Source organism: Planotetraspora kaengkrachanensis (assembly GCF_016862895.1).
Lineage (GTDB): Bacteria > Actinomycetota > Actinomycetes > Streptosporangiales > Streptosporangiaceae > Planotetraspora > Planotetraspora kaengkrachanensis.
In genome coordinates this window covers 312,346-332,742 of sequence record NZ_BONV01000002.1, presented here as the reverse complement: position 1 = coordinate 332,742, position 20,397 = coordinate 312,346, and the positions used below count along the sequence as shown (strand labels likewise).

Sequence of the window (20,397 nt, the reverse complement as noted above, 5' to 3'; positions counted from 1 at the left end):
GGTTTGCACGGAACTGCCTTATCGCGCGAGCAGCGGGAGCGCCGGGAAGGTGTGATCCCGCCACAGCAGCCGCGAGGCCTCTTCCGGGTAGGCGGTGACCGTCGACGGCGTGTCGAAGAGCTGCGCGAGGCGGCGGTCGGCGTCGTACGGAGGCCAGCCCGGGTCGCCGTGAACGGCGAATGCCGTCCACGCCCGGCGGACCTGCGCGGACAGTTCCTCCGCCGCCGGGGAGGGCGGATCGCCGATCAGCATGGCGGTCTGCCCGCTGCTCAGGTTGCCGAAGACGAGAGGCACGTCCAGGCCGTGGCAGGCGCCGAGGGCACCGCCCGATTCCAGGGCGGACCAGGTCAGTTCGTAGAGGTGGGCCCGGCCGCCGCCGGCGATCTGCGCGTCGGCGAGGTGGAGGCTCGGCATGCGGAACAACCAGTCCGCGTTGACCAGCTCGTACAGCTCCTCATCGGCCGCGGCCGGGAACGCCTCCCGATAGCGGCGTGCACCGTCCGGGCCGGGCGCGAGCGTGTGCAGAGCGGTCTCGGTCTGCTCGTGCGTGACCTGGCCGAGCACGCCGTCGATCAGGCTGAACAACCGGTGCTCGTCACGAGTGTGCCCGACGAGAAGTCCGACGTCCCGGGCGGCGCCGCCGGCCAGTGCCTCCCAGGGAGTCGCCGGCAGGACGTCACCGTCGACAACAGGTGCGAACGGGATCGGCCGGTGTGTGATCTGCCCCCAGCGCTCCCGCCACTGGTCCGTCTTGGCGAAGACCGCGTCGCCCGCGGCGGGCAGCCGGGCCGGCGCCACCGCCGACAGGTCGGACACCGTGGGTCGTACGCCCAGCTCGGCGGCGAAGGCGGCGGCGATGTCGGCGGCCAGTTCGGGGGAGAAGAACGTCCCCGGAACGCTCTGCGCGACCGCCCGGCGGAAGAGCCCGGCGGCGCGCGGCATGGCGAGCAGCGCGGCGATCGATCCGCCACCCGCCGACTGCCCGAAGACCGTGACCCGGTCCGGGTCGCCGCCGAACACCCGGATGTTGTCCCGCACCCACTGCAGGGCCGCGACCTGGTCGAGCAGTCCCCGGTTGGCCGGGGCGCCGCCGATCTGCGCGAAACCCTCGATACCGAGACGGTAGTTGAGGGTCACGACCACGGCTCCGCTGCCGGCCAGGTGCCCGGCGTCGTATTCCGGGAGGCTGGAGTCGCCGATGGCGTAAGCGCCGCCGGGGATCCACACCATCACCGGGAGCCCTGCCGCGGGATCTGGTTCCGGTGTCCAGACGTTGATCGTCAGCCAGTCGTCGCCGTCGGTGTCCTGAGACATCCTGAGCACGCTGGACTGCGGGGGCGGCGGGCCGTACGCGACCGCCGGGCGCACACCGTCCCAGCTGCGCACCGGCTGCGGCGCGGCGAAACGGAGGGCGCCGACCGGCGGCTCGGCGAACGGGATGCCGCGGAAGACCGCCAGGCCCGCCTCCCGGCCGCCGCGGAGGACGCCGGCCGCCGTCCGGACTTCCGGCTCGGACCCGGACGGCTTGCTGGATGCGGTGACGGCCATCTGCGGCTTCCTCTCCGGCTGGCTCGTCCGAGCATCGCAGTGCGCGTCATCTGTGGGCAAAGCATTTAGGGGGCAGCCCACCTGAGCCTGAATTCGTCCAGCCTGCGGCGGGGCTTCCTGACGAAGCGCGCATACTGGATGGGTGGACCGCCTGACGAATCTGGGGGTCTTCCTCCAGTCATGCAGGGCCCGCCTCGGTCCTGAGGATGTCGGGATCAAGGCGGATCGGCCCAGGCGTGTCCGAGGACTGCGCCGTGAGGAGGTCTCGCGGCTCGCCGACGTCAGTGTCGAGTACTACACCCGGCTGGAGCAGGCGCGTAGCAAGAACGCCTCACCTGCGGTCCTCGACTCGATCTCCCGCGCCCTCAGGCTCAACGAGATCGAGCACGCCCACCTGTTCGCCCTGGCAGGGATATCGACGACCGGCGTCGAACATTCCTCGGCACAGGGCGTGCAGGCCCCGAGTTACGAACTACTCGACAACCTCGACCAGGCCGCCATCCCGTCATGTGTGGTCGGCCGTTACCTGGACGTCCTCGCGGTCAATCGGATGTACCGATGCCTGATGATCGGTTACGACGACATGCCGGCCCGCGAGAGGAACGTGGCGAGGTTCACCTTCCTGAACGAGGCATCCCGTGAGCTCTACGGGAACTGGCCTGCTGTGGCGAGAAATGTCACTGGCCTGCTCCGTTTCACCTTGGGACGCCACCCGGACGACCCGAAGCTCAATGAGCTGATCAACGAACTCCTGGAGAACTGTCAGGACTTCCGGCCTCTGTGGGCTGATTACAACGTTCAGATTCGCATGGCCGTGAGCAAACATTTCCACCACCCGATCGTCGGCGACTTCACGATCACGTGCCAGGCACTGTCGCTTCCTGCGACCTCGGACCAGCTGCTCTTCGTCTTCACCGCCGAACCGGGGTCGCCCTCCGAAGCCGCGCTGAAATCGCTCTCTGGCTGGGCGCAGACGCGGCGATGGGACTGACCGTTACCTGATTCGGGTAGCCGCTGCCAATGATGTCGAGCCGGGTCTTCTCGCTGCGACGCGCCGCCGCTTGGGCTGCGATTTTCAGTGTGGGGATCGAATGCTGCCAGTTGCTGCTGGTACTTCTCATCAACAATGACCGCGGAACTGACATCAATGACGTGATCGCTAATACTCTCGGAAGGCATGATCGGCTATACGATCATCCGGTTCGCCGGTCCACTGAAGCAGCCACTGCGCCGTTTCTCCCTTCCCGATTTCGTTCTGGCGACGGTGTGGACGCGCCGCGAGACGAGTGTCACGGCAGCCCGGACGGGGATCTCGTCTGCTCGCCGGGAGCTGGTGATCTACGACTCTGACTCCGAAAGCCTTCAGGCGGTCGAAGGCCGGCGGTCGACCCAGTCGATGATCAGCCGGCGCTCGGCGAAAAGCCACCGACCGCTCTGCCGGGCGAAGAGGTCGTGATAGCGGATCGACATGACCATGAGGGTGCGCTGCCCCTCCTGGGTCCAGAGATGGTGCGCCAGACAATACGTTTCTCCGGTGGCGCGGTCACCGTCGACGGTCACCGTGCTCTGACCGTTGAAGTGGGTCGTCTTGTCGTAGCTCCGCAGCGAGCCGAAGGCGGCGGCCAGTTCGTTCCGGCCGTTGAGGGCCTGGGCCGGCTCGGTGGTGTCGGGCTCGCCGTCGTACACCGCGACGCGGGCGTCTTCGGTGAAGAGCGCCGCCTGTCCCTGGGCGTCGCGCCGGTCCGCCAGATGGGCGTAGGCGTCGACCAGTTCGCGGATCGCCAGCCGATCGGCGAACTGTTCGGGGAACGGGTTGGGTGTGCTCATGGTGGTTCCTTGTGCTCAGCGGGACGGTGCCCGTGGTGCATTTGCCAGGAGCCGATACTGGCCCGGGCCGGTCCGGGCAGGCCAACACCGGTTGCCTGGCACGGCGGCAGGCGCAGCCTGTGGGCGCCAGGGGGTGGTCAGCCGGTGGCGGTGAGGTCCGTCGTGGCGGCCAGGTCGGTGACCACGTCCACCATCCGGCGCAGCGCGGGCGAGGTGTTGCCGGGCCGCCAGACCATCTCGGTCGGCATGCTCTCCCCGGTGAGCGGGATGAAGACCACGCCGGTACGGCGCAGGTTGTGCGCCGACCAGCCGAGCCGGGTGATCCCGACACCGGCGGCGACGAGGCCGAGCAACCCCTGAACGCCGGCGTCCCGGGCGACGATGTCGGGAGTGAACCCCGCGGCTCGGAAGTTCTCGTCGAATCTCTGGTGCCAGGGTTCCCAGGAGTTGCGCGGGGTCATCACCCAAAGTTCGTTCGCCAGTTCGGACAGGGCGAGCTCGGTGCGGTCGGCGAGCGGATGCCCCTGGGGCAGGACGACGCACACCTGTTCGGTGGCGACGGTTCGCGCGGCGAGGCCGGGGACCTGCGGTGGGCGGGTGAACGCGAGATCGTACCGGCCGTCGAACAGGCCCTCGACGAGCGACCCGATCGAGGTCTCCTCAGTGGTGAGTTTCAGGTTGGGGAGATGGTCCCGGGCGGCCCGGACCACCGGTGGGAGCAGGTGGTTGGCGGTGGTCGCCAGGAAGGCCAGGCGGAGTTCGCCGGTCTCGCCGCGTACGGCCCCACGAACCACGGCGACGGCCTCGTCGGCACGGTCCAGCACGGCGCGTGCCTCGGGCAGGAACAACGCCCCGGTATCGGTCAGCCTGGTACCCCGACTGTCTCGGTCGAACAGTCTCGCGCCCAGAATCCGTTCCAGTGTGTTGATCTGCTGCGACAGTGACTGCTGCGTGATCATCAGCCGGGCGGCGGCCTGGGTGAAGCTCGACTCCTCGGCGACGGCGACGAAGTACCTGAATTGCCGCAGGTCAGGGGTCACAGGCTGAGCCTACCGCCGCACCAGGCAATCGGTGTTGGCCGTAGCCGGCCGTCCCCCGGCAACATCGATCGCGTTCACGACGAACACGTAACGGGAGCGGGAAGATGCAGAACGACACGCAGGGCCGGGTCTGGTTGATCACTGGGTGTTCCTCCGGTTTCGGCCGCGAACTGGCGCTGGCGGCGGTGGCCGCGGGTGACCGGGTGATGGCCACCGCCCGCCGGCCGGAAACTCTGACCGAACTGGCCCGGCAGGGCAGGGGCCGGATCAGCACCGCGGCGCTCGACGTCACCGAACCGGCCTCGATCGACGCTGCGGTACAGGCCACGCTGGCGTCGTACGGCCGGATCGACGTCCTGGTGAACAACGCCGGGTTCACCATGATCGGGGCCGTCGAGGAAACCTCGATGGAGCAGTTGCGCTCACTGATGGAGGTCAATTTCTTCGGTGCCGCGGAGGTCACCAAGGCGATCGTCCCCCTGATGCGCGGGCAGCGCAGCGGGACGATCGTGCAGATGAGCTCCCTGGGCGGCCGGATGACCTACCCGGGGCTGGCCGCCTACGACGCCGCGAAGCACGCGCTCGAGGCTTTCAGCGAGGCGCTGTCGAGTGAACTGGCACCCCTGGGCGTTCGGGTACTACTGGTGGAACCGGGCATGTTCCGCACCAAGATCACCAACAACATGGTTCTGGCCCCAGAGAACCCGGCCTACCAGGCGAGCTCGGGAGGCCTCCGGCAGATGGTCGCGGGGATCGCGGGCAACGAACCGGGTGACCCCGCGAAGGCCGCTGCGGCCATCATCAAGGTGCTCGACGCCGAGAACCCGCCGCTCCGCCTCGTACTCGGCGGCGACGCGGTCGATGCGTTGCGTGCCCACCACGAGTCCCTGCTGGCCGACATGGTCACTTGGGAGACGCTCAGCCGGTCGACGACGGTCGCCTGAGCCGCCCCGCTGTACGTGCGGGCCGCCCCGTGAGGTCCGAGGGGCGGGATCTGAAGCATCCTTCGAGGAGAAATCTGACATGCCCAGTCCGCAACAACCGATCGGCTCCGGCTTCGGCGCCGCGTCCACGGCCGCCGACGTGATCAAGGGGATCGACCTGTCGGGCAGAACCGCAGTCGTCACCGGCGGCCATTCCGGCCTCGGCCTGGAGACCACCCGTGCCCTGCGGTCTGCCGGCGCGACGGTCGTCGTCCCGGTGCGCTTCCCGGACCGCGCCCGCGACATGCTCGCGGGGATCGACGGCGTCGAGATCGACCAGCTGGATCTGATGGATCCGGCCTCGATCGACGCGTTCGCCGACAGGTTCCTCGCCACCGGGCGGCCCCTGCACATCCTGGTCAACAGCGCGGGGATCCAGAACGTACCGCTGACCCGGGACACCCGCGGGTACGAGGCGCAGTTCGCCACGAACCACCTTGGCCACTTCCAGCTCACCACACGGCTCTGGCCCGCCCTGCGCCGGGCCGGGGGCGCGCGGGTGGTCACGGTGTCGGCCTGGGCGCACAACCTCTCGCCCGTGGACTTCGACGACCCGAACTTCGAACGGCGCGAGTACGACGGCTGGCTGGGTTACGGCCAGTCGAAGACCGCCAACATCCTGTTCTCGGTCGGGCTGGACCGGCGTGGTGAGGCCGACGGCATCCGCGGCTTCTCGCTGCACCCGGGCCTCATCATCGGCACCAACCTCAGCCCGTGGACCACGCCGGAGTATCTGCGAACCAATGACCTCGTCGACGAGCACGGCGACCGCGTCATCGACCCGCGGTCGGGCCGCAAGACCGCGGAACAGGGGGCGTCGACCATCGTCTGGTGCGCCACCGCTCCTCAGTTGGACGGCATGGGCGGCGTCTACTGCGAGAACAACGAGGTCTCCCCGCTGCTCACCTCGCATGACGAGATCATCGACGTGATGACGGGCCGGGTGGAGACACCCGTCGGAGTGATGTCCTATGCCGTCGACCCGCAGTTCGCCGACCGTCTGTGGGACCTGAGCGAACGGCTGACCGGCAGCACGATCTGACACTCCAGCGATCAGTCGTCGATCCGGAGCAGCGGCGCTGGGGGAGGTTCCCGGTGATCCCTGATCTGCCGGAGGATGGTCGGGTCGGTGATCCTGTCATCGTTGGCGAGGAGGAGTGCCTTGCTGAGGATGAGGGACAGGCGGCCGTCTTCTTCGAAGGGCAGGAACAGCTTGGCGTCGTGTCCGCGTGCGGAGACGATGCACAGGTAGACGTCGCCGGGTTCCATGAGGATGTTGGCGCTGCCGAGGTGGATCTTGTAGGTGCGCAGCTCGCCGCGGACCACGAGGAAACGGTCGGTGAGGGTGCAGCGGTCGGCGACAGCCGTACGGGGCAGCAGTCGTGCCAGCGCGTCGCGGCGCACCTCGGCCGACGGCGGCAGGTCGCCGAAGGCGGTCTGCCTCCAGTAAGCGTGGTGCCGGTCCTCACCGCGGTCCACCCACTCGGGGTCGGCGGCGATCGAGGTGACCGCGACGAACAGGTCCACATCTCGCATCGCCTCGCTGAACACCAGCGGCGGCACCTCGGCGAGCCTCGCCTCCCGCCATTCGCCGTCGGCCGAGTGGTGGAAGCGGACCTGGTCGGTGGCGGCGTAGTCGCCCTCCTCAGGGAGGTAGTCGTGGAAGAAGGAAGCCCGCCAGTGGCCGCCCGCCAGCACGCGCCGCGCGTCGCCCGCGTCGCCGCCGTCCCAGGGGCCGAGCAGGTCGGTCTCCCAGCCACGCTGTTTGAAGAGCGCGTACAGCTTTTGATAATCGACGACGTGGGCGGCGAAGCGGTTGGAATAGACGCCGGTGCGCTCCTCGGCGGGAGTGAGCAGGTAGACCTCGCGGAACGCCTGTTTGAAGGGTTGGCGCAACCGCCGGCCGGTCATGTGCTCCCGCCACGCCGTCACGTCGGCAAGCGGGGCGCGGGACGGATGCCACAGCCGGACTCGCGCCTCGGGTCCCGGCTCCGCGATGGGACGGCCCGTGACGTCGTGGAGGTCCGGCAGCACGCTCTGCCAATGCCCGGGTGAGGTTTCGATCTCCCAGATCAGACGCTTCGCGACGGCGCCCGCGATCGGGTGCGTCGCGACGTCCGCACGCCACTTCGCATAGGTGTGGACTGCCTCGCCGGTGTATCCGGCCTCCAAGGATCGGACCAGGGTGGCGAGCTGGCGACGGACCCGCGTAACCAGGTCGCGAAGCTGTTTGACCTCGTCAGGGCGGTCTCTGCGCAGTGCCGAGGGGACGCTCTTCAATCGCCTGTCACCCTGCCACCACGTGAGTTCGACGTCGTCGCCGATCGTCATCACCGCCGTGTGGTCACCCAAGGGGACGCTGAGCCGTCCGTCGGTGTCGAAGCCGAGGTCCGGCATCCTGAAGGCGACCTCGACTCGGTCGGCGAGCGAGCGCTCGGCTCGTTTGATCATGCGGTCGAGCTGCTTGGGCACGGCCTTGTGGCGGGTCACCGAGCTCGCCGCACGCAGAGCGACGATCACCTCGGGGGTCGGGAACCGTTGAGCGGCGCGGCCGACCTCGTACAGCACGGCCTGGGAGGGCAAGGTCCTGGCCGCGGTGGGCGCCACCGCGACCCCGGTCAGCAGCCTGGTCAGCAGGTCGGGGAGCCAGGGCTCGTCACGGAGAAGCGCCAGCCGTACGGCACGGCCGATCGTCTCCTTCTCCGCGCCGTCGAACGCACGGTCGGCCTGGTAGGCGAGCTCGTGGGCGTGGATCGCCGCGATCCTGGCGTCCGCCGCCTCCAGAGTCGTGCGGGCGAAGGCCACGTATTCCGGAATCGCCGCCAGCCGTTCCCAGGCGTCCGATAGCGGAGGAGGGGAGTTGTACGACCTGTCCTGGACGACTTCGAGCAGCAGGGCCCGGCGCTGCACGTCCCAGTCACGCAGCAGGTTGATCTCGCCGACTGCGATCGGCCCCCGGCCTCTTTCAAGCGTTCGGGCGACTTGGGCGTCCAACCCGGCGAGCCCCGCCACCGTCAGCAGCGCATAGGGGTGGTCGGTTCGACCGGCCCGGAGCAGGAAGCGGACCAGCGTCCGCGCGGGGCCGGCGAGGTCGGTGAGGGGCGGCCCGTCGGGGCAGCGCAACAGCGCCCCCGCGGCAACGCACAGATCGGCCCACTTCCGGGCATTCAAGCCGTTGACCAGTGCGACGAACAGGTCCAGGCAGGCCTCGGGTGTGAAGAGGGGCCGGCGCTGCCTGGCCGCGTCCTCCACCAAGAACCTCATTCCTCCGGCCACGCCGTTCCCGGCCGCGCGGTAGGCGAGAGGCAGGAGGGTCCCCAAATCGAAAGGGCTCAACTGGGATACGTCGGGCAACGGATCCGGACGCTCCGCGGCCGGATCCGTCATGAGCGTGCGCATACGGTGTGCCAGTGGGGAAAGAGGCATGCGGGCCGTCCCTTGAGTGAGTTCGCGCATGGCGGGATCATGGCGGGGCGCACCGACAGAATCCCGCCACCGGAACGGCCAGGCGGAATCACACGGTTGCGGCCGCTCTCCGGCCCACCGGTCTCGGCTTGTTCTGTCGGAGCGGACTGATATTCCTGGCGGCGCCCCCTACCCACTGGAGACAAGTGATGGCCCAGGTCACCCTCCGAGACGAGACCGCCACCGGCAGACCGCTGGAGGAGTTCACGCTGCCGGATCTGCCCGATCGGATCACCGCCCGCGAACTGGTACGGCTCCGCGTGCGTGAGGATGTCGCCCGCCACAACGCGACCACGTCGGCGCGCTTCAACGGACTGGTCATGCCCGAGGACGCTGAGGCCGAGCTGAACGGATACCGGGTGCGTACGGCCCGGCCGATCGACTGGGAGCGGCAGGCCGACATCGCGGAGAAGGCCTTTCAGCGCAACGGATTCATCCTGCTGGCCGATGACCGGCAGATCGAGGATCTGGACGAGCAGATAGACCTGACCACGGATCCGGTGATCTCGTTCGTCAAGCTCGTTCCCCTGGTCGGTGGCTGACCCGCCCGCCTGCGGAGACTCGGTACAGAGGGCGTGAACGAGGCATGCCCGCACCCGGCCTATGAGCCGAGACGCCCCTCCCACGCCCCCAGGCCGTCGATGAGCTGATCGATGAAGTGATCGGAGACGGATCCGGCCTGTATGGCGACGCGATAGATGATCGGCCCGACGAGTATCGCCGAGAAGTCGATCGGATCCGCGGAGATGTCGATCTCACGGTTCGCGGCGGCCAGCGCCAGCGCCGCCCCGAGCCTTTCGTTGAGTGTGTCGAGGCAGGCGTCGCGCTGCGTCGCGACGTGCGGATCCCCTCCTTCCGCCAGAAGAAGGCGCGCATGCCACCCTCAATGTGGCCACCGCCCCGGCACTGGCCGGGACCACAGGCCGCTACTTCCACATCGGGGCCGAGATCCGCTCCCCGGCCGTGTCGTACGACGTCGAATTCCAGCGGCGAATCTGGGAGATGACCGCTGCCCACATCGCTCGCGTGGGCGTCTGGAAATGACGACCTGCCCCGCGCCGCTGATCAGGGCGTGGTGAGCACGGCCTATGACGGCACGCCCCCGAGCTCGGCCAATCGCCTGGATTGTGGCGTTGACCTGCGGCTTCGCCCCTTCTAGCGTGAGGTGATGGCTGGTTCGAGGCAGGTGCGGCAGGTCGGCAACCTGCCTGCCGACCTGACCAGTTTCGTGGGCAGGAAACGGGAACTCGCAAGGATCAGGCAGTTGCTGGTCGCCTCACGGCTGGTGACGCTGACCGGGGTGGGCGGCGTCGGCAAGACACGGCTCGCTCTCCGGGCCGCCGCCGAGCAGCATCGGGCCTTCGACGCGGTGTGGCTGGTCGACCTCACCGGCCTCGACGATCCGCACCTCGTGGCGGAGACGGTCGCGGCGACCGTCGGCCTGCGCGACGAGTCCACGGCCTGCCCGCTGGACGGGCTCGCACAGCTGCTGGCCTCCCAGCGGACGTTGCTCCTTCTCGACAACTGCGAGCACCTGAGCGACTCCTGCGCCGAACTCGCCGACCGTCTTCTGCGATCCGCCTCCGAACTGCGGATCATCGCGACGAGCCGGCAGTCGCTCGGCATCGTGGGCGAGCAGGGGATGAGGGTGGCACCGCTCGCGGTCCCCGACTCGGGCCGGCCTCTGACGGCGAAGGCGCCGGAGCTGTACGACGGGGTCGCCCTGTTCCTGGAACGCGCGGTGGCCGCGGTGCCGGAGTTCACCCTCACGCAGGGCAACCAGGCGGCGGTCGCCGAGCTGTGCCGCCGCCTGGAGGGCATCCCTCTCGCGATCGAACTCGCCGCGGTGCGGCTGCGGGCGCTGTCGGTGGACGCGCTCGTCGAACACCTCAACGATCGCTACCGTTTCCTCACTCGCGGCAGCCGTACGGCCTCGCCGCGTCAGCGGACACTGCACGCGCTGGTCAACTGGAGCTTCCAGTTGCTCTCCGCCTCCGAGCAGACTCTGTGGACCCGCTTGTCGATCTTCCCGGGAGACTTCGATCTGGAGACCGTCGAATCCGTCTGCGCCGGCGACGGCATCGAAGGAGAGGACGTCCTGGATCTGATCGACGGGCTGCTGGACAAGTCGCTGCTGCAACGCGAGGAGCACGACAGGCAGGTCCGCTATCGCATGCTGGAGACGCTCCGGGAGTTCGGGCGGCAGCGGTTGGGCGCCGACGAGCGGCGGGCGCTGCTGCGACGGCACCGGGACAGGTACCGGCTGCTGGTCGACCAGGCCGTCGCCGAGTGGTTCGGCCCCCGGCAGGTCTCCTGGTTCACCCGGCTGCGGCTGGAGCGTGCGCATCTGCGGGCCGCCCTGGAATTCTGCCTGCAGGAGCCCGGCGAGGCGGAGGCCGGGTTGCACATCGCCACCCTCCTGTACGAGACCCACTGGAAGCCCAACGCGTTCTACAGCGAGGGCCACCACTGGCTCGCCCGCATGCTGGAGGCGGCTCCAGGTCCCACCGCGATGCGCGCGGAGGCCCTGTGCGCCGAGGCCGACGTCGCCTACACGCAGGGCGACATCGCGGCGGCCGAGCGGCTCGTCGAGGAGGGCCGGGCGCTCGCCTGTGAGCTGGGCCACGCGGGGGCCCTGGGCCTGGCCGCGCTCGTCTCGGGCATGGCGGCGAACATCACGGGCGACTACGAACGGGCGGCCGCCCTCTTCGAGGACGCCGTGACCAGGAACACCGAGGCCGGCAACACCATGCGTCTGGCGTGCGCCCTGCTCTCCCTCGGGACGGCCGCCGACTATCTCGGGGACCGGCGGCGGGCCGCCGAGCTGATCGAGCGGAGTCTCGCACTGTCCGAGGCGCACGGGGAGAGCTGGATCCGCGCCTGGGTGATGATCATCGTCGCCCTCGACGCCTGGCAGCACGGCGACAGCGCGCGGGCGATCTCGCTGCTGCGCGAAAGCCTGGTGGTCGGCCGCGACTTCGACGACCGGCTCATCATCACGATCGGCATGAGAGCGCTCGCCTGGACCCTGACGGGCACGGGCGACTTCATCGGCGCGGCTCACATGCTCGGCGCCGCGGACAAGGTGCGCCGCACGGCCGGCATCTCCGCCCATTGGAGCCAGCACGCCGAGTTCCACGAACGGTGCGTCGCCACCCTGCGGGACGGGCTGGGCGACGCCGCCTTCGCCGAGGCGGTCAGGCAGGGCGGCGAATGGACGCTCGGACACGCGACCGCGGAAGCGCTCGGCACCCCGCGGGTCACGGACAAGAAGGACGACGAGATCGACGCGCCGGCCCCCTCCCCGTTGACCAGGCGGGAGCACGAGGTCGCGGAACTCGTCGCCCGGGGATTGGGCAACAAGGAGATCTCGTCCGAGCTCGTCATCGCCCAGCGCACCGCGGAGAGCCACGTGGAGCACATCATGACCAAGCTCGGCTTCAAGTCCCGGACCCAGATCGCGTCCTGGATGACCGCCAGAAAAGTCGCCGGGGGAGGAGACCGGTGAGGGACCCCGCGCCGGCTCGTCCGCCGTGCCTCACTGAACGTCGAGGTTCCGTGCTCCACAGGACGCGGCGAGCAGCGGGTTCGGGGCGCCCGTGTCCAGCGAGCGGCCGTACGCCCCTTGATCCCGCAGAGACGTCAGGACGGACGACGCGAGTGGAAGGCGAACGACGAACCGCACGCCGGGATCGCCGTCCTGGATGATGATGTCCCCGCCGTGGGCCCTGACGACCTCTCGGACGATGGCCAGGCCGAGACCGGCGCCGCCGTGGCTCCTGCTCCTGGCCGCGTCCCTGCGGGCGAACAACTCGAAGATGTGCGTGCGGTCCTCCACGGGCACAGGCTCGCCGTCGTTGGCCACCGACAGCAGGGCTCGGTCGCCGTCCCGCCGGACGTCCACATCGACCGTCGTCGCCGCGTGGCGTTCCGCGTTGTCCAGCAGGCCCGCCACCAGCCGGGACAACATGGGGTGCGACCCCTCGACGGCCACACCCTCCTCGCAGTTGATCCGTATGCGCCGCCGTTCCGGGCGGCACCCGAGCTCGTCCGTAACCACTCGGCCCAAATCCACCTCGTCCCTGGTGGTCAGCGGCACGGTTCCGATGTCCGCCAGCAGCAACAGGTCGGCGGTTATCGACTCGAGCCTCTCGAGTGCCCCCAGCGCCCCGTCGAGAGCTTCGCGTGCGTCGCCGGGATACAGCAGGGCCGCCTCCAACTCGACACGTACGGCGGCGATGGGGGTGCGCAGCTCGTGCGACGCGTCGGCGGCGAACTGACGCTGCCGCCTGAGCACGCGGTCAGCGATCCGCTCGACATGGTCGGCACAGTTCAGACTGCGGTTCATTCTCGGATCTCCTCGATCCACGGCTGGAAGGTGCGGTCGAACACCCCACCCCCAGCATGAGAGCCCGCGGCCTCCCCGAGGACGGGAAAAACCACGAAATCCATACCGAGACTATGCGGGTAGGCGGGGAAAGCCCGCGTGGCGACGGTGTGGCCGGGCCGTCGGATCGCCCGGGGACGCGGCGCCGATGCCGCGATCCATACCTCTGAGCGCATCGCCCGATACTTGAGTGCTCATTGGTTCCCGGCACTCCCGGTGGTGAACTCGACCTGTTCACGATGCATCACCACCAGGAGTTTCACATGGGAAAGCTCGCCGGCAAGGTCGCCGTCGTCACCGGGGGCAGCGCGGGGATCGGGCTCGCCACGGCGCAACGGTTCGCCGAGGAGGGCGCACTCGTCTACATCACCGGCCGCAGACAGCAGGAGCTGGACTCCGCGGTCGCGAAGATCGGTCACGGCGTGGTCGGCGTACGGAGCGACGTCACCCGGCCGGAGGACGTGGACCGCCTGTACGCCACGGTCTCCGAGCATGGCCACCGGCTCGACGCCGTCGTCGCCAACGCCGGTTTCGGAGAGTTCGCCGGACTGGCCGATGTCACCGAGGAGCACATCGACAAGATCCTCGACATCAACGTGAAAGGCACCCTTTACACGGTGCAGAAGGCGCTGCCGCTGCTCAACGATGGCGGGTCGATCGTCCTGGTCACCTCGATGGCCTCCGTCAGCGGCCAGGCGGGCCTGAGCGTGTACTCCGCGTCCAAGGCCGCCGTCCGATCCTTCGCCCGGTCGTGGGCCAATGAGCTCAGCGCGCGCAACATCCGCGTCAACGCGCTCGCACCGGGCGGCACGATCACGCCCGCGGTGGACTCCGCCCTGGAGGCGTCCGGCCTGGACGCGGCGGCACGCGACCAGTGGCGGGTGGAGCACGCGGCGGCGATCCCGCTACGCCGCCTGGCCGGGCCCGAGGAGCAGGCCGCGGCCGCGCTCTTCCTCGCCTCGCCGGAGAGCAGCTACATCACGGGCGTCGAGCTGGCGGCCGACGGGGGCGCCACCCAGCTCGGCGTCGGGCTCGTCTAGGACGCCCGGCCCAGGCTGCCGTCATCGGCCGCGGCGGCCTTGGCCGTACGGACGAAAAGCGCGCGCGCCGCGTTCCGGGTGCCATCCGGCCAGGCCAGCACCAGCCGGGTGGCCGGGATGTCGGTGACGGGCAGCGCCACGATCGTGGTGCCGATGCGGTGGGTCACGCTCGCACCGGCCACCACGATCAACTGGCCGAGGGAGACCAGCTCGACGATCTGGTCCAGAGTGTCGGCCGGGCACAGCTCACGGTAGGTGTCCTCCCCGGCCAGCTCGGCGGACGTCACCGCGGACAGCCTGGACAGGCGGTGATCGGGCGGCAGCAGCGCGACCGCGGCCTCTCGGGCCACTTCGACGCTCGCCATCCCGTCCAGGTCACCGCGGCCGCACATCAGGCCGATGTCCGCCGCGCCGCTGTGAAGTGCTCCCACCTGGTCATTGGTGAAGACGAGCTCGACCGGCACCGCCCCGGGCAGCCGCTCGTACGCCCGGACCGTCCTCGCCATCAACCCCGGCCCCGTCCCCGGCCTGGTGGCGACGACCAGGCGCTGCCGCTGTGCGGCCCGCCGGGCCCGCCGTACGGCGGCGTCCATCGCGTCGAGCACCCGGCGGCTCTCGGCCAGGAAGACGCCGCCCGCGGCGGTCAGTTCCACCCGGCGGCTGGTCCGCTCGAACAACCGCACACCCAGCCGGCGTTCGAGCCGCCCGATGGCCCTCGACAGCGGCGGCTGTGCGATCCCGAGCCTCTCGGCCGCCCGTCCGAAGTGCAGCTCCTCGGCAAGAGTGATGAAGTACTCCACCTCGCGCATTTCCAGACGGTCCACATATCGCAAGGTAACAGGCCATGTCATCCCGCATACCGTGGGTCGGCGTTGACGGGTGCGACCACGCTCGTGACACTCCCTAGACGGATTCGAGCTCCTGGCTCTGCCCGGGCGGGGGAGCGGTGGTGTCGTCGTCAGGCGGGGATGCCGGCTTCTTGCGGACGCTCAGCTTGATGGCGATGTAGTACAGGTAGGAGCCGAGGAGGACCATGGCGATGGCGCTGGGCCATTGGAGCGGACCGGCGAGATAGAGCGGCAGGAACCACGACTTCACGTCGAGACCGATCAGCAGGAAGATCATCGGTACGATTCCCTGGGGGAAGAGCGCGATCGAACCCAGCGTCCAGCCGGTGAGGGCGACCCACGCGTCACGCTTCGGCATCTCGATCTTGACCGGCGTGCTGTTGCGCCCGGTGCGCATGAGGAAGAGCATCTCCGGCCCGCGCACCCGAAGGCTGCGAATCGCGACCCGTCCCAGCCACCAGGCGAGGAAGACGCCCGTGGCCACCCCCACCGGGACGGCCGTCCACAACAGGAACGCGTTGTCGTAGGCGGCGCCGAGAATGAGGAACGCGGCCGGGGGGATCCCTGTCAGCAGCCCGCCCCAGAACATGAGGTTGGCCTGGCCTGTCGTGTTGCCGTGTTCCAGCGGATTCTCTGGGCGCTTGTGGGCGTCGGGGCCGGGTGAGAGCGCCGCCACGGAGATGAGAGCGCCGAGCCCCGCCTGCCCGCCGAGCATCGCCGGTGTCAGGGCCAGCACCCAGGGCCAGGCGTAGGCGAATCCGCTCCAGGCGGTGAAGACCACCGCGATCAACAGCGTGATCGGGCCGAAGATGAGAAGGTAGGCCAGCTGCCTGCCGCGCAGGTCCGCACGCTCGCTGCCGGTGAGCAGGGTCATCCACAGCGCGGTCCCGTCCAGGCCGTAGATATTGCACATGGCGGCGCCGGCCATGACGGCGAGCGCCGGTGCGGTCCAGGGCAGCAGCAGTTTCTCGCCGAAGGTGAGCGGCAGCAGGGTCGTGCCCAGGGCCCAGACCAGCGGCACGAACACCGTCTGGGTGCGCAGCGGGTCGCGCCACCAGGTGCGCAACTCCTTGCGCAGGACCGTGCCGGAACGCCCGGCGAACAGCCCGCCGCTGGAGACCGCGGCGTTGCGCGAGCCGCGGATCGTGATCCGCGCCCGCCGTGGGGTGCCGAGGCTCCGGCTCCAGCCGAGCAGCAGCAACACGATGAGCAGTGCCAGCCCGGCGAGCGCGCCGAGCGCCAACGCCCAGTCGCCCCGGGCGGCCGACTCGACGGCGACGAGGCCCCAGCCGGACGGGATGGCCCGCACCGTGGTGGAGAAACCAGATCCGAAGCCGTCGTCGAGCACGCCGGAGACCTGGATCGCGACGGCGACCATCCAACCGGACTGGGCGAGGACCATCAACGCGGCGATGAGCACGCCGGTGAACGCGGCACCGACCCTGGACTTCGCCACGACGCCGAAGACGACCATGGCGACCCGCGACAACAGGACGACGAAGACCAACTGCAGAACGACCGCGGGCGCCGCGATGAGCGCGGGCACGAACCCGAGGCGGGCGCCGTAAACGATCAAGCTCACGAACGCCAGGAACGTCACCACCGTGGTGATGGCGACGAAGCCCGCACAGAGCAGTCCTACGGCGAGCTTGCGGTGCGGCACGGACAGCAGTGCGAAGTGGTCGACCCGCAGCACCGTGGAGCCGCCCCAGACCGGCCCGACGATCCAGCCGAGCATCCACATGACGTAGACCGCGGCGAGCAGGTCGGCCACCACGGCCGGGGAGAGGCTGTCCAGCACGCTCAGCCAGATGGTGGCGACCGCGAAGGCGATGCCGAAAAGGCCACCAATGATCATCCAGGCGGCCTTGCCGCCCGTCATGGAGTGCTGGATGATCGCGAGCTTCATCCGGATCAGGACGCCAGCCACGACAGTTCCTCCCAGGCGCCGGCCTCGACGCCCACCAGGCGGACGAACGTCTCCTCCAGGCTGCCGTCGCCGCGCACCTCGTCCAGGGGGCCCGCGGCGACGAGCCTGCCCTTGGCCATCACCGCGACGGTGTCGCACAGCTGCTCGACGAGGGGCATGACGTGGCTGGAGAGGATCACGGAACCACCCGAGGCGACGAAGCGCCCGAGTATCGCCTTGAGCGCGGCCGCCGAGACCGGATCGACGGCCTCGAAGGGCTCGTCGAGGACGAGCAGTCGCGGCCCGTGCAACAACGCGGTCGCGAGACCGATCTTCTTGCGCATGCCCGTGGAGTAGTCGACGACCAAGGTGCGCTCGGCGTCGTTGAGCTCCATGACGTTGAGCAGATCCTGGGTTCGCCGAGCCAGCACGTCGTCGGCGATGCCGCGCAGTTGGCCGATGAATGTCAGCAGCTCCCGGCCGGTCAGCCGTTCGGGCATCGCGAGCCCGTCCGGCAGGACGCCCATGAGCGACTTCGCCTGGACCGGGTCGGACCAGACATCGACGCCGAACACCTCGGACCGGCCCTCGTCCGGTCGGAGCAGGCCCACGGCCATCGACAGCGCTGTGGTCTTGCCGGCGCCGTTGGGTCCGACGAGGCCGAAGAACGAGCCTCGCGGAACCACCAGATCGACGTGGTCGACCGCGGTGTTGTCGGCGAAGACCTTATGAAGGCCTTTCAATCGCAGTGCTGGAGCCGGTCCTTCATCGCCCCCGGGTAACTCCCCTGAATTCTGGTCGATCGCTTTGTCCATCAATGCCCCCTTGGCCGATGTCGGTACGTTACTGCTGCGCAAATGGACTTAGAAGTCCTCTCGTAACACTTTTCACGCCGCTTCCGTTTCCGGGGGAATTCGCTTCAGCGAAGTTCGGAGCCGCGCTCGCGCCGCCGGAAATGCGACCGCGGGAGGTCAGTCCGCGGTGGCGGTGACCGTGAGGAAGAGGCGGAAATGGCGCCCCGTCATGCCCTTCTCCCGGGTCAGGCCGAAGGCGTAGCGGTCGACGGTCGTCTCGGCCTGCGCCCGCAGCACGCCGTTCTCGACGAGGAGGGAGGTCAGGGTCAGGACGGCCGGCCGGGTCACGCCGCGGACCGTCAGCGTGCCGTGCACCCGTGCCCCGTCGGACGACGGCTCGACGCGCAGTCCGCGGTAGACGATCTCCGGATGGGCGGCTGCGTCGAGGTAGACGTCCGACCTGACCTTGTGGTCTCGTGCCGCGATGCCGCTGGCGAAGCTGCCCGCGCGGACGACCGCGTCGATCGTGGAGTCCGCGACGGACTCGGCGATCCGCAGTTCGCCGTGGTCCAGCGCGAAGGACCCGGTGACGGGCAGCAGACCGAAGACATGCCGTGTGGCGAACCTGATCTCCGTGGCCTCAGGGTCGATGCGGTAAACGCCAGGGGCGGGCTCGGCATTCGTGGGCGACAGGGTCGGAGACGTCGTGGAGCGGGCTTCTTCTGTCGTCGTCATGACGACCACGCTAGAAAGCGGAGCGATCAGCCAGAAGCCGGTTGACTACCGTTCCGGGGTGTAGCTAGGTGCACCCCGGAACGGATCAAACCTACAGAAAACATGCCGTATATATCGCTACGGGAATGAACCGTTTCGGCCGATGAGATGTAATGGGGCTCATCTGCGCCCATGGGGAAGGCTGAACCGTCCACCGCGGACAGCTGCCGCGAACGCTTCTCACTCTCGGGAGAGAATTGTTCGATCGGCCCTGAGACGTCCCGTCCGGTGACCGGCTCCGTCTAGCTGATCGACGTTTCCGCCGGCGGCCGGGTGAGCACAAGGGTCGCAGCGCGGCGAAGCCGGAATCCCAGGGATTCGTACAGCCGGACGGCGTTCGTGTTGGACGCGACCACATGCAGGAACGGCGTCTCGCCGCGCATCCGGATGCCGGCCGCGACGGCCAGCACCAGCCGGGTCCCCAACCCCTGTCCGCGCCGGTCCGCGTCGGTGCAGACTCCGCTGATTTCCGTCCAGCCCGGAGGGCGCAGCCGTTCACCGGCCATCGCCACCAGGCGCCCGCCGTGCCGGATGCCCAGATAGGTGCCCATCTCGATCGTGCGCGGCAGGAACGGCCCCGGTTTGGTGCGTTCGGCCAGGGCGAGCATCTCCGGAACGTCCGCCTGGGTGAGGGTGACGGCCTCATCGTCCGGCGCGGCGGCGATCCCGTCGTCGACGAGTTGCAGCACTGTGCCCCGCATCACGACCTCCCAGCCGTCGGGCGGCTCGACCGTGAGGCCGGTCAGCGTGACTCCCCGATCGGGATCGGCGAGTGCCGCGATGTCCGCCCAGTCGGCGTCGCCGGGGGAGTCCGGCAGCGCCATGAACGGTGACATGTCCAACGGGTAGCGCAATGCGTTGCCCCGTCGCTGCGCGAAGTGGGCGTGCGGCCCGGTCAGCGCCGAGTAGACGGAATTGTCCAGCGGATGTGCTTGGCCGGACTCCGGTCTGAACGGCTCAACGTCTACCAATTGATTTCCGCCATCAGGAAGGGCTCGCTCTCCGGGGCCTCTTTGCGGGCCTGCAGGACCCGCCTGGCCGGTGCGCCGACCGGCACGCGAAACGGAGGCTCAGGCTGCTCGATCGTGTCGGCCACGGCCGTGGCCACCTCCTCGGGGGTGATGGACTCGCCACGGAGGACATCGAGTGCCTCATACAGCGGGGTGTACGGGTCGTTCTCTTGCAGGAACACCTTGGCGCGCCCACCGCCACCCGAGGAAACGACACCGGGCTGCACCACACTCACCTTGATTCCGAAATGACGCGTCTCGATGGCGAGCGTCTCCGCGAGCGCCTCCAGCGCCCATTTGCTGGCTCCATAAGGGCCGATCATCGGGAGGACCAGCCGCCCCTGGATGCTGGAGACGAAGAGGAGGTGCCCCGCGCCCCTTTCACGCATCGCCGGAAGCACTCCCTGCGCCACCCGCAGGGCACCCAGGGTGTTGAGCTGAAAGAGCCGTTCGACCTCCGCGAGCGGGACGCTCTCCAGAGGCGCGCGCACCGTCTCGCCGGCATTGCTGACCACCACATCGATGTCGCCGGCGTCCTTGATGGCCTGGTCGACGCTTTCCTGATCAGTGACATCAAGGCGCAGGCGCCGGTCGACGGGCAGGTCGGCCAGCGTCTCCGGACGACGTGCGGTGGCGATCACCCGGTGGCCGCGGCGTGCCAGCTCGGCCGCGACGGCTCGGCCGATGCCCTTGGACGCGCCGGTGATGAGCACGGACGACATGATGGATCTCCTCGTCAGTTGGTGACTTTTCAAGCGGGCCCCGCAGCGAA

20 protein-coding genes are annotated in these 20,397 nt (G+C 69.1%); 8 read left to right on the top strand and 12 right to left on the bottom strand.

Translation table 11 applies throughout. The features are described 5' to 3' along the window. Positions 1 to 18: 18 nt before the first annotated feature. Entirely contained in the window at positions 19 to 1,548 is a 1,530-nt protein-coding gene (locus Pka01_RS04335; protein WP_203881237.1) for a carboxylesterase/lipase family protein, read from the bottom strand. A 142-nt stretch (positions 1,549 to 1,690) separates the two neighbouring features. Between Pka01_RS04335 and Pka01_RS04330 the strand changes: the two genes are divergently transcribed. Beyond that, positions 1,691 to 2,539, top strand: a complete 849-nt coding sequence (locus Pka01_RS04330) for a helix-turn-helix transcriptional regulator (RefSeq protein WP_203881236.1) — start codon at positions 1,691 to 1,693, stop codon at positions 2,537 to 2,539. Positions 2,540 to 2,568: 29 nt separating this feature from the next. Then, positions 2,569 to 2,898, top strand: a complete 330-nt coding sequence (locus Pka01_RS41525) for a VanZ family protein (protein WP_373318093.1) — start codon at positions 2,569 to 2,571, stop codon at positions 2,896 to 2,898. A 12-nt stretch (positions 2,899 to 2,910) separates the two neighbouring features. Here Pka01_RS41525 and Pka01_RS04325 read toward each other — a convergent pair whose 3' ends face one another. Both Pka01_RS04325 and Pka01_RS04320 read right to left on the bottom strand, forming a co-directional pair. Then, complete coding sequence (locus Pka01_RS04325) at positions 2,911 to 3,375, bottom strand: nuclear transport factor 2 family protein (RefSeq protein WP_203881235.1); 465 nt, start codon at positions 3,373 to 3,375, stop codon at positions 2,911 to 2,913. A gap of 137 nt (positions 3,376 to 3,512) precedes the next feature. After that, positions 3,513 to 4,415 carry a LysR family transcriptional regulator gene (locus Pka01_RS04320; RefSeq protein WP_203881234.1) on the bottom strand — a complete coding sequence of 301 codons (903 nt, stop codon included), beginning with the start codon at positions 4,413 to 4,415 and terminating at the stop codon, positions 3,513 to 3,515. A 104-nt stretch (positions 4,416 to 4,519) separates the two neighbouring features. On the opposite strand from Pka01_RS04320, the gene Pka01_RS04315 reads away from it, so the two are divergent. Continuing rightward, entirely contained in the window at positions 4,520 to 5,359 is an 840-nt protein-coding gene (locus tag Pka01_RS04315; protein WP_239114721.1) for an oxidoreductase, read from the top strand. 79 nt (positions 5,360 to 5,438) lie between these two features. Next, complete coding sequence (locus tag Pka01_RS04310; RefSeq protein ID WP_203881233.1) at positions 5,439 to 6,440, top strand: SDR family NAD(P)-dependent oxidoreductase; 1,002 nt, start codon at positions 5,439 to 5,441, stop codon at positions 6,438 to 6,440. An 11-nt stretch (positions 6,441 to 6,451) separates the two neighbouring features. On the opposite strand, the gene Pka01_RS04305 is transcribed toward Pka01_RS04310, so the two are convergent. Further along, positions 6,452 to 8,785, bottom strand: coding sequence for a DUF4132 domain-containing protein (locus tag Pka01_RS04305; protein WP_203881232.1), 2,334 nt, complete (start codon positions 8,783 to 8,785; stop codon positions 6,452 to 6,454). 227 nt (positions 8,786 to 9,012) lie between these two features. Here Pka01_RS04305 and Pka01_RS04300 point away from each other — a divergent pair, with 227 nt between their 5' ends. Continuing rightward, on the top strand, positions 9,013 to 9,405 hold the full coding sequence (locus tag Pka01_RS04300) for a hypothetical protein (protein WP_203881231.1): 393 nt from the start codon (positions 9,013 to 9,015) through the stop codon (positions 9,403 to 9,405). Positions 9,406 to 9,464: 59 nt separating this feature from the next. Here Pka01_RS04300 and Pka01_RS41520 read toward each other — a convergent pair whose 3' ends face one another. Further along, positions 9,465 to 9,725 carry a TetR/AcrR family transcriptional regulator C-terminal ligand-binding domain-containing protein gene (locus Pka01_RS41520; RefSeq protein WP_203881323.1) on the bottom strand — a complete coding sequence of 87 codons (261 nt, stop codon included), beginning with the start codon at positions 9,723 to 9,725 and terminating at the stop codon, positions 9,465 to 9,467. Positions 9,726 to 9,751: 26 nt separating this feature from the next. On the opposite strand from Pka01_RS41520, the gene Pka01_RS04290 reads away from it, so the two are divergent. Beyond that, complete coding sequence (locus tag Pka01_RS04290) at positions 9,752 to 9,907, top strand: hypothetical protein (protein ID WP_203881230.1); 156 nt, start codon at positions 9,752 to 9,754, stop codon at positions 9,905 to 9,907. A gap of 124 nt (positions 9,908 to 10,031) precedes the next feature. After that, positions 10,032 to 12,371, top strand: a complete 2,340-nt coding sequence (locus Pka01_RS04285; protein ID WP_203881229.1) for an ATP-binding protein — start codon at positions 10,032 to 10,034, stop codon at positions 12,369 to 12,371. Between the two features lie 30 nt (positions 12,372 to 12,401). On the opposite strand, the gene Pka01_RS04280 is transcribed toward Pka01_RS04285, so the two are convergent. Continuing rightward, positions 12,402 to 13,211: a sensor histidine kinase gene (locus tag Pka01_RS04280; protein ID WP_203881228.1), complete on the bottom strand. Its 810-nt coding sequence runs from the start codon at positions 13,209 to 13,211 to the stop codon at positions 12,402 to 12,404. Positions 13,212 to 13,513: 302 nt separating this feature from the next. Here Pka01_RS04280 and Pka01_RS04275 point away from each other — a divergent pair, with 302 nt between their 5' ends. Further along, positions 13,514 to 14,290 (top strand): SDR family NAD(P)-dependent oxidoreductase, encoded by a 777-nt coding sequence (locus Pka01_RS04275; RefSeq protein WP_203881227.1) that lies wholly within the window; start codon positions 13,514 to 13,516, stop codon positions 14,288 to 14,290. On the opposite strand, the gene Pka01_RS41140 is transcribed toward Pka01_RS04275, so the two are convergent. The 6 genes from Pka01_RS41140 to Pka01_RS04245 all read right to left on the bottom strand — a co-directional run bounded on the left by Pka01_RS41140 (position 14,287) and on the right by Pka01_RS04245 (position 20,347). Continuing rightward, entirely contained in the window at positions 14,287 to 15,114 is an 828-nt protein-coding gene (locus Pka01_RS41140) for a LysR family transcriptional regulator (protein WP_203881226.1), read from the bottom strand. The two genes, Pka01_RS04275 and Pka01_RS41140, sit on opposite strands and share 4 nt — an antisense overlap. A 79-nt stretch (positions 15,115 to 15,193) precedes the next feature. Further along, positions 15,194 to 17,068 carry a hypothetical protein gene (locus Pka01_RS04265; protein ID WP_203881225.1) on the bottom strand — a complete coding sequence of 625 codons (1,875 nt, stop codon included), beginning with the start codon at positions 17,066 to 17,068 and terminating at the stop codon, positions 15,194 to 15,196. Next, positions 17,053 to 17,862, bottom strand: coding sequence for an ABC transporter ATP-binding protein (locus Pka01_RS04260; RefSeq protein ID WP_203881224.1), 810 nt, complete (start codon positions 17,860 to 17,862; stop codon positions 17,053 to 17,055). Before Pka01_RS04260 ends, Pka01_RS04265 begins: the two co-directional genes overlap by 16 nt. Positions 17,863 to 18,018: 156 nt before the next feature. Then, on the bottom strand, positions 18,019 to 18,576 hold the full coding sequence (locus tag Pka01_RS04255) for a YceI family protein (protein ID WP_203881223.1): 558 nt from the start codon (positions 18,574 to 18,576) through the stop codon (positions 18,019 to 18,021). A 281-nt stretch (positions 18,577 to 18,857) separates the two neighbouring features. After that, complete coding sequence (locus Pka01_RS04250; protein ID WP_203881222.1) at positions 18,858 to 19,451, bottom strand: GNAT family N-acetyltransferase; 594 nt, start codon at positions 19,449 to 19,451, stop codon at positions 18,858 to 18,860. Positions 19,452 to 19,579: 128 nt separating this feature from the next. Beyond that, on the bottom strand, positions 19,580 to 20,347 hold the full coding sequence (locus Pka01_RS04245) for an SDR family oxidoreductase (protein WP_203881221.1): 768 nt from the start codon (positions 20,345 to 20,347) through the stop codon (positions 19,580 to 19,582). Between the last annotated feature and the right edge of the window lie 50 nt (positions 20,348 to 20,397).

Bases quoted from the DNA above. Each gene is read 5' to 3' on its own strand.
- Pka01_RS04300 (WP_203881231.1), top strand. From the start codon at position 9,013: ATGGCCCAGGTCACCCTCCGAGACGAGACCGCCACCGGCAGACCGCTG.
- Pka01_RS04255 (WP_203881223.1), bottom strand. From the start codon at position 18,576: ATGACGACGACAGAAGAAGCCCGCTCCACGACGTCTCCGACCCTGTCG.
- Pka01_RS04280 (WP_203881228.1), bottom strand. From the start codon at position 13,211: ATGAACCGCAGTCTGAACTGTGCCGACCATGTCGAGCGGATCGCTGAC.
- Pka01_RS04260 (WP_203881224.1), bottom strand. From the start codon at position 17,862: ATGGACAAAGCGATCGACCAGAATTCAGGGGAGTTACCCGGGGGCGAT.
- Pka01_RS04285 (WP_203881229.1), top strand. From the start codon at position 10,032: ATGGCTGGTTCGAGGCAGGTGCGGCAGGTCGGCAACCTGCCTGCCGAC.
- Pka01_RS41525 (WP_373318093.1), top strand. From the start codon at position 2,569: ATGATGTCGAGCCGGGTCTTCTCGCTGCGACGCGCCGCCGCTTGGGCT.
- Pka01_RS04275 (WP_203881227.1), top strand. From the start codon at position 13,514: ATGGGAAAGCTCGCCGGCAAGGTCGCCGTCGTCACCGGGGGCAGCGCG.
- Pka01_RS04315 (WP_239114721.1), top strand. From the start codon at position 4,520: ATGCAGAACGACACGCAGGGCCGGGTCTGGTTGATCACTGGGTGTTCC.
- Pka01_RS04245 (WP_203881221.1), bottom strand. From the start codon at position 20,347: ATGTCGTCCGTGCTCATCACCGGCGCGTCCAAGGGCATCGGCCGAGCC.
- Pka01_RS04310 (WP_203881233.1), top strand. From the start codon at position 5,439: ATGCCCAGTCCGCAACAACCGATCGGCTCCGGCTTCGGCGCCGCGTCC.
- Pka01_RS04335 (WP_203881237.1), bottom strand. From the start codon at position 1,548: ATGGCCGTCACCGCATCCAGCAAGCCGTCCGGGTCCGAGCCGGAAGTC.
- Pka01_RS04250 (WP_203881222.1), bottom strand. From the start codon at position 19,451: ATGTCACCGTTCATGGCGCTGCCGGACTCCCCCGGCGACGCCGACTGG.
- Pka01_RS04325 (WP_203881235.1), bottom strand. From the start codon at position 3,375: ATGAGCACACCCAACCCGTTCCCCGAACAGTTCGCCGATCGGCTGGCG.
- Pka01_RS04305 (WP_203881232.1), bottom strand. From the start codon at position 8,785: ATGACGGATCCGGCCGCGGAGCGTCCGGATCCGTTGCCCGACGTATCC.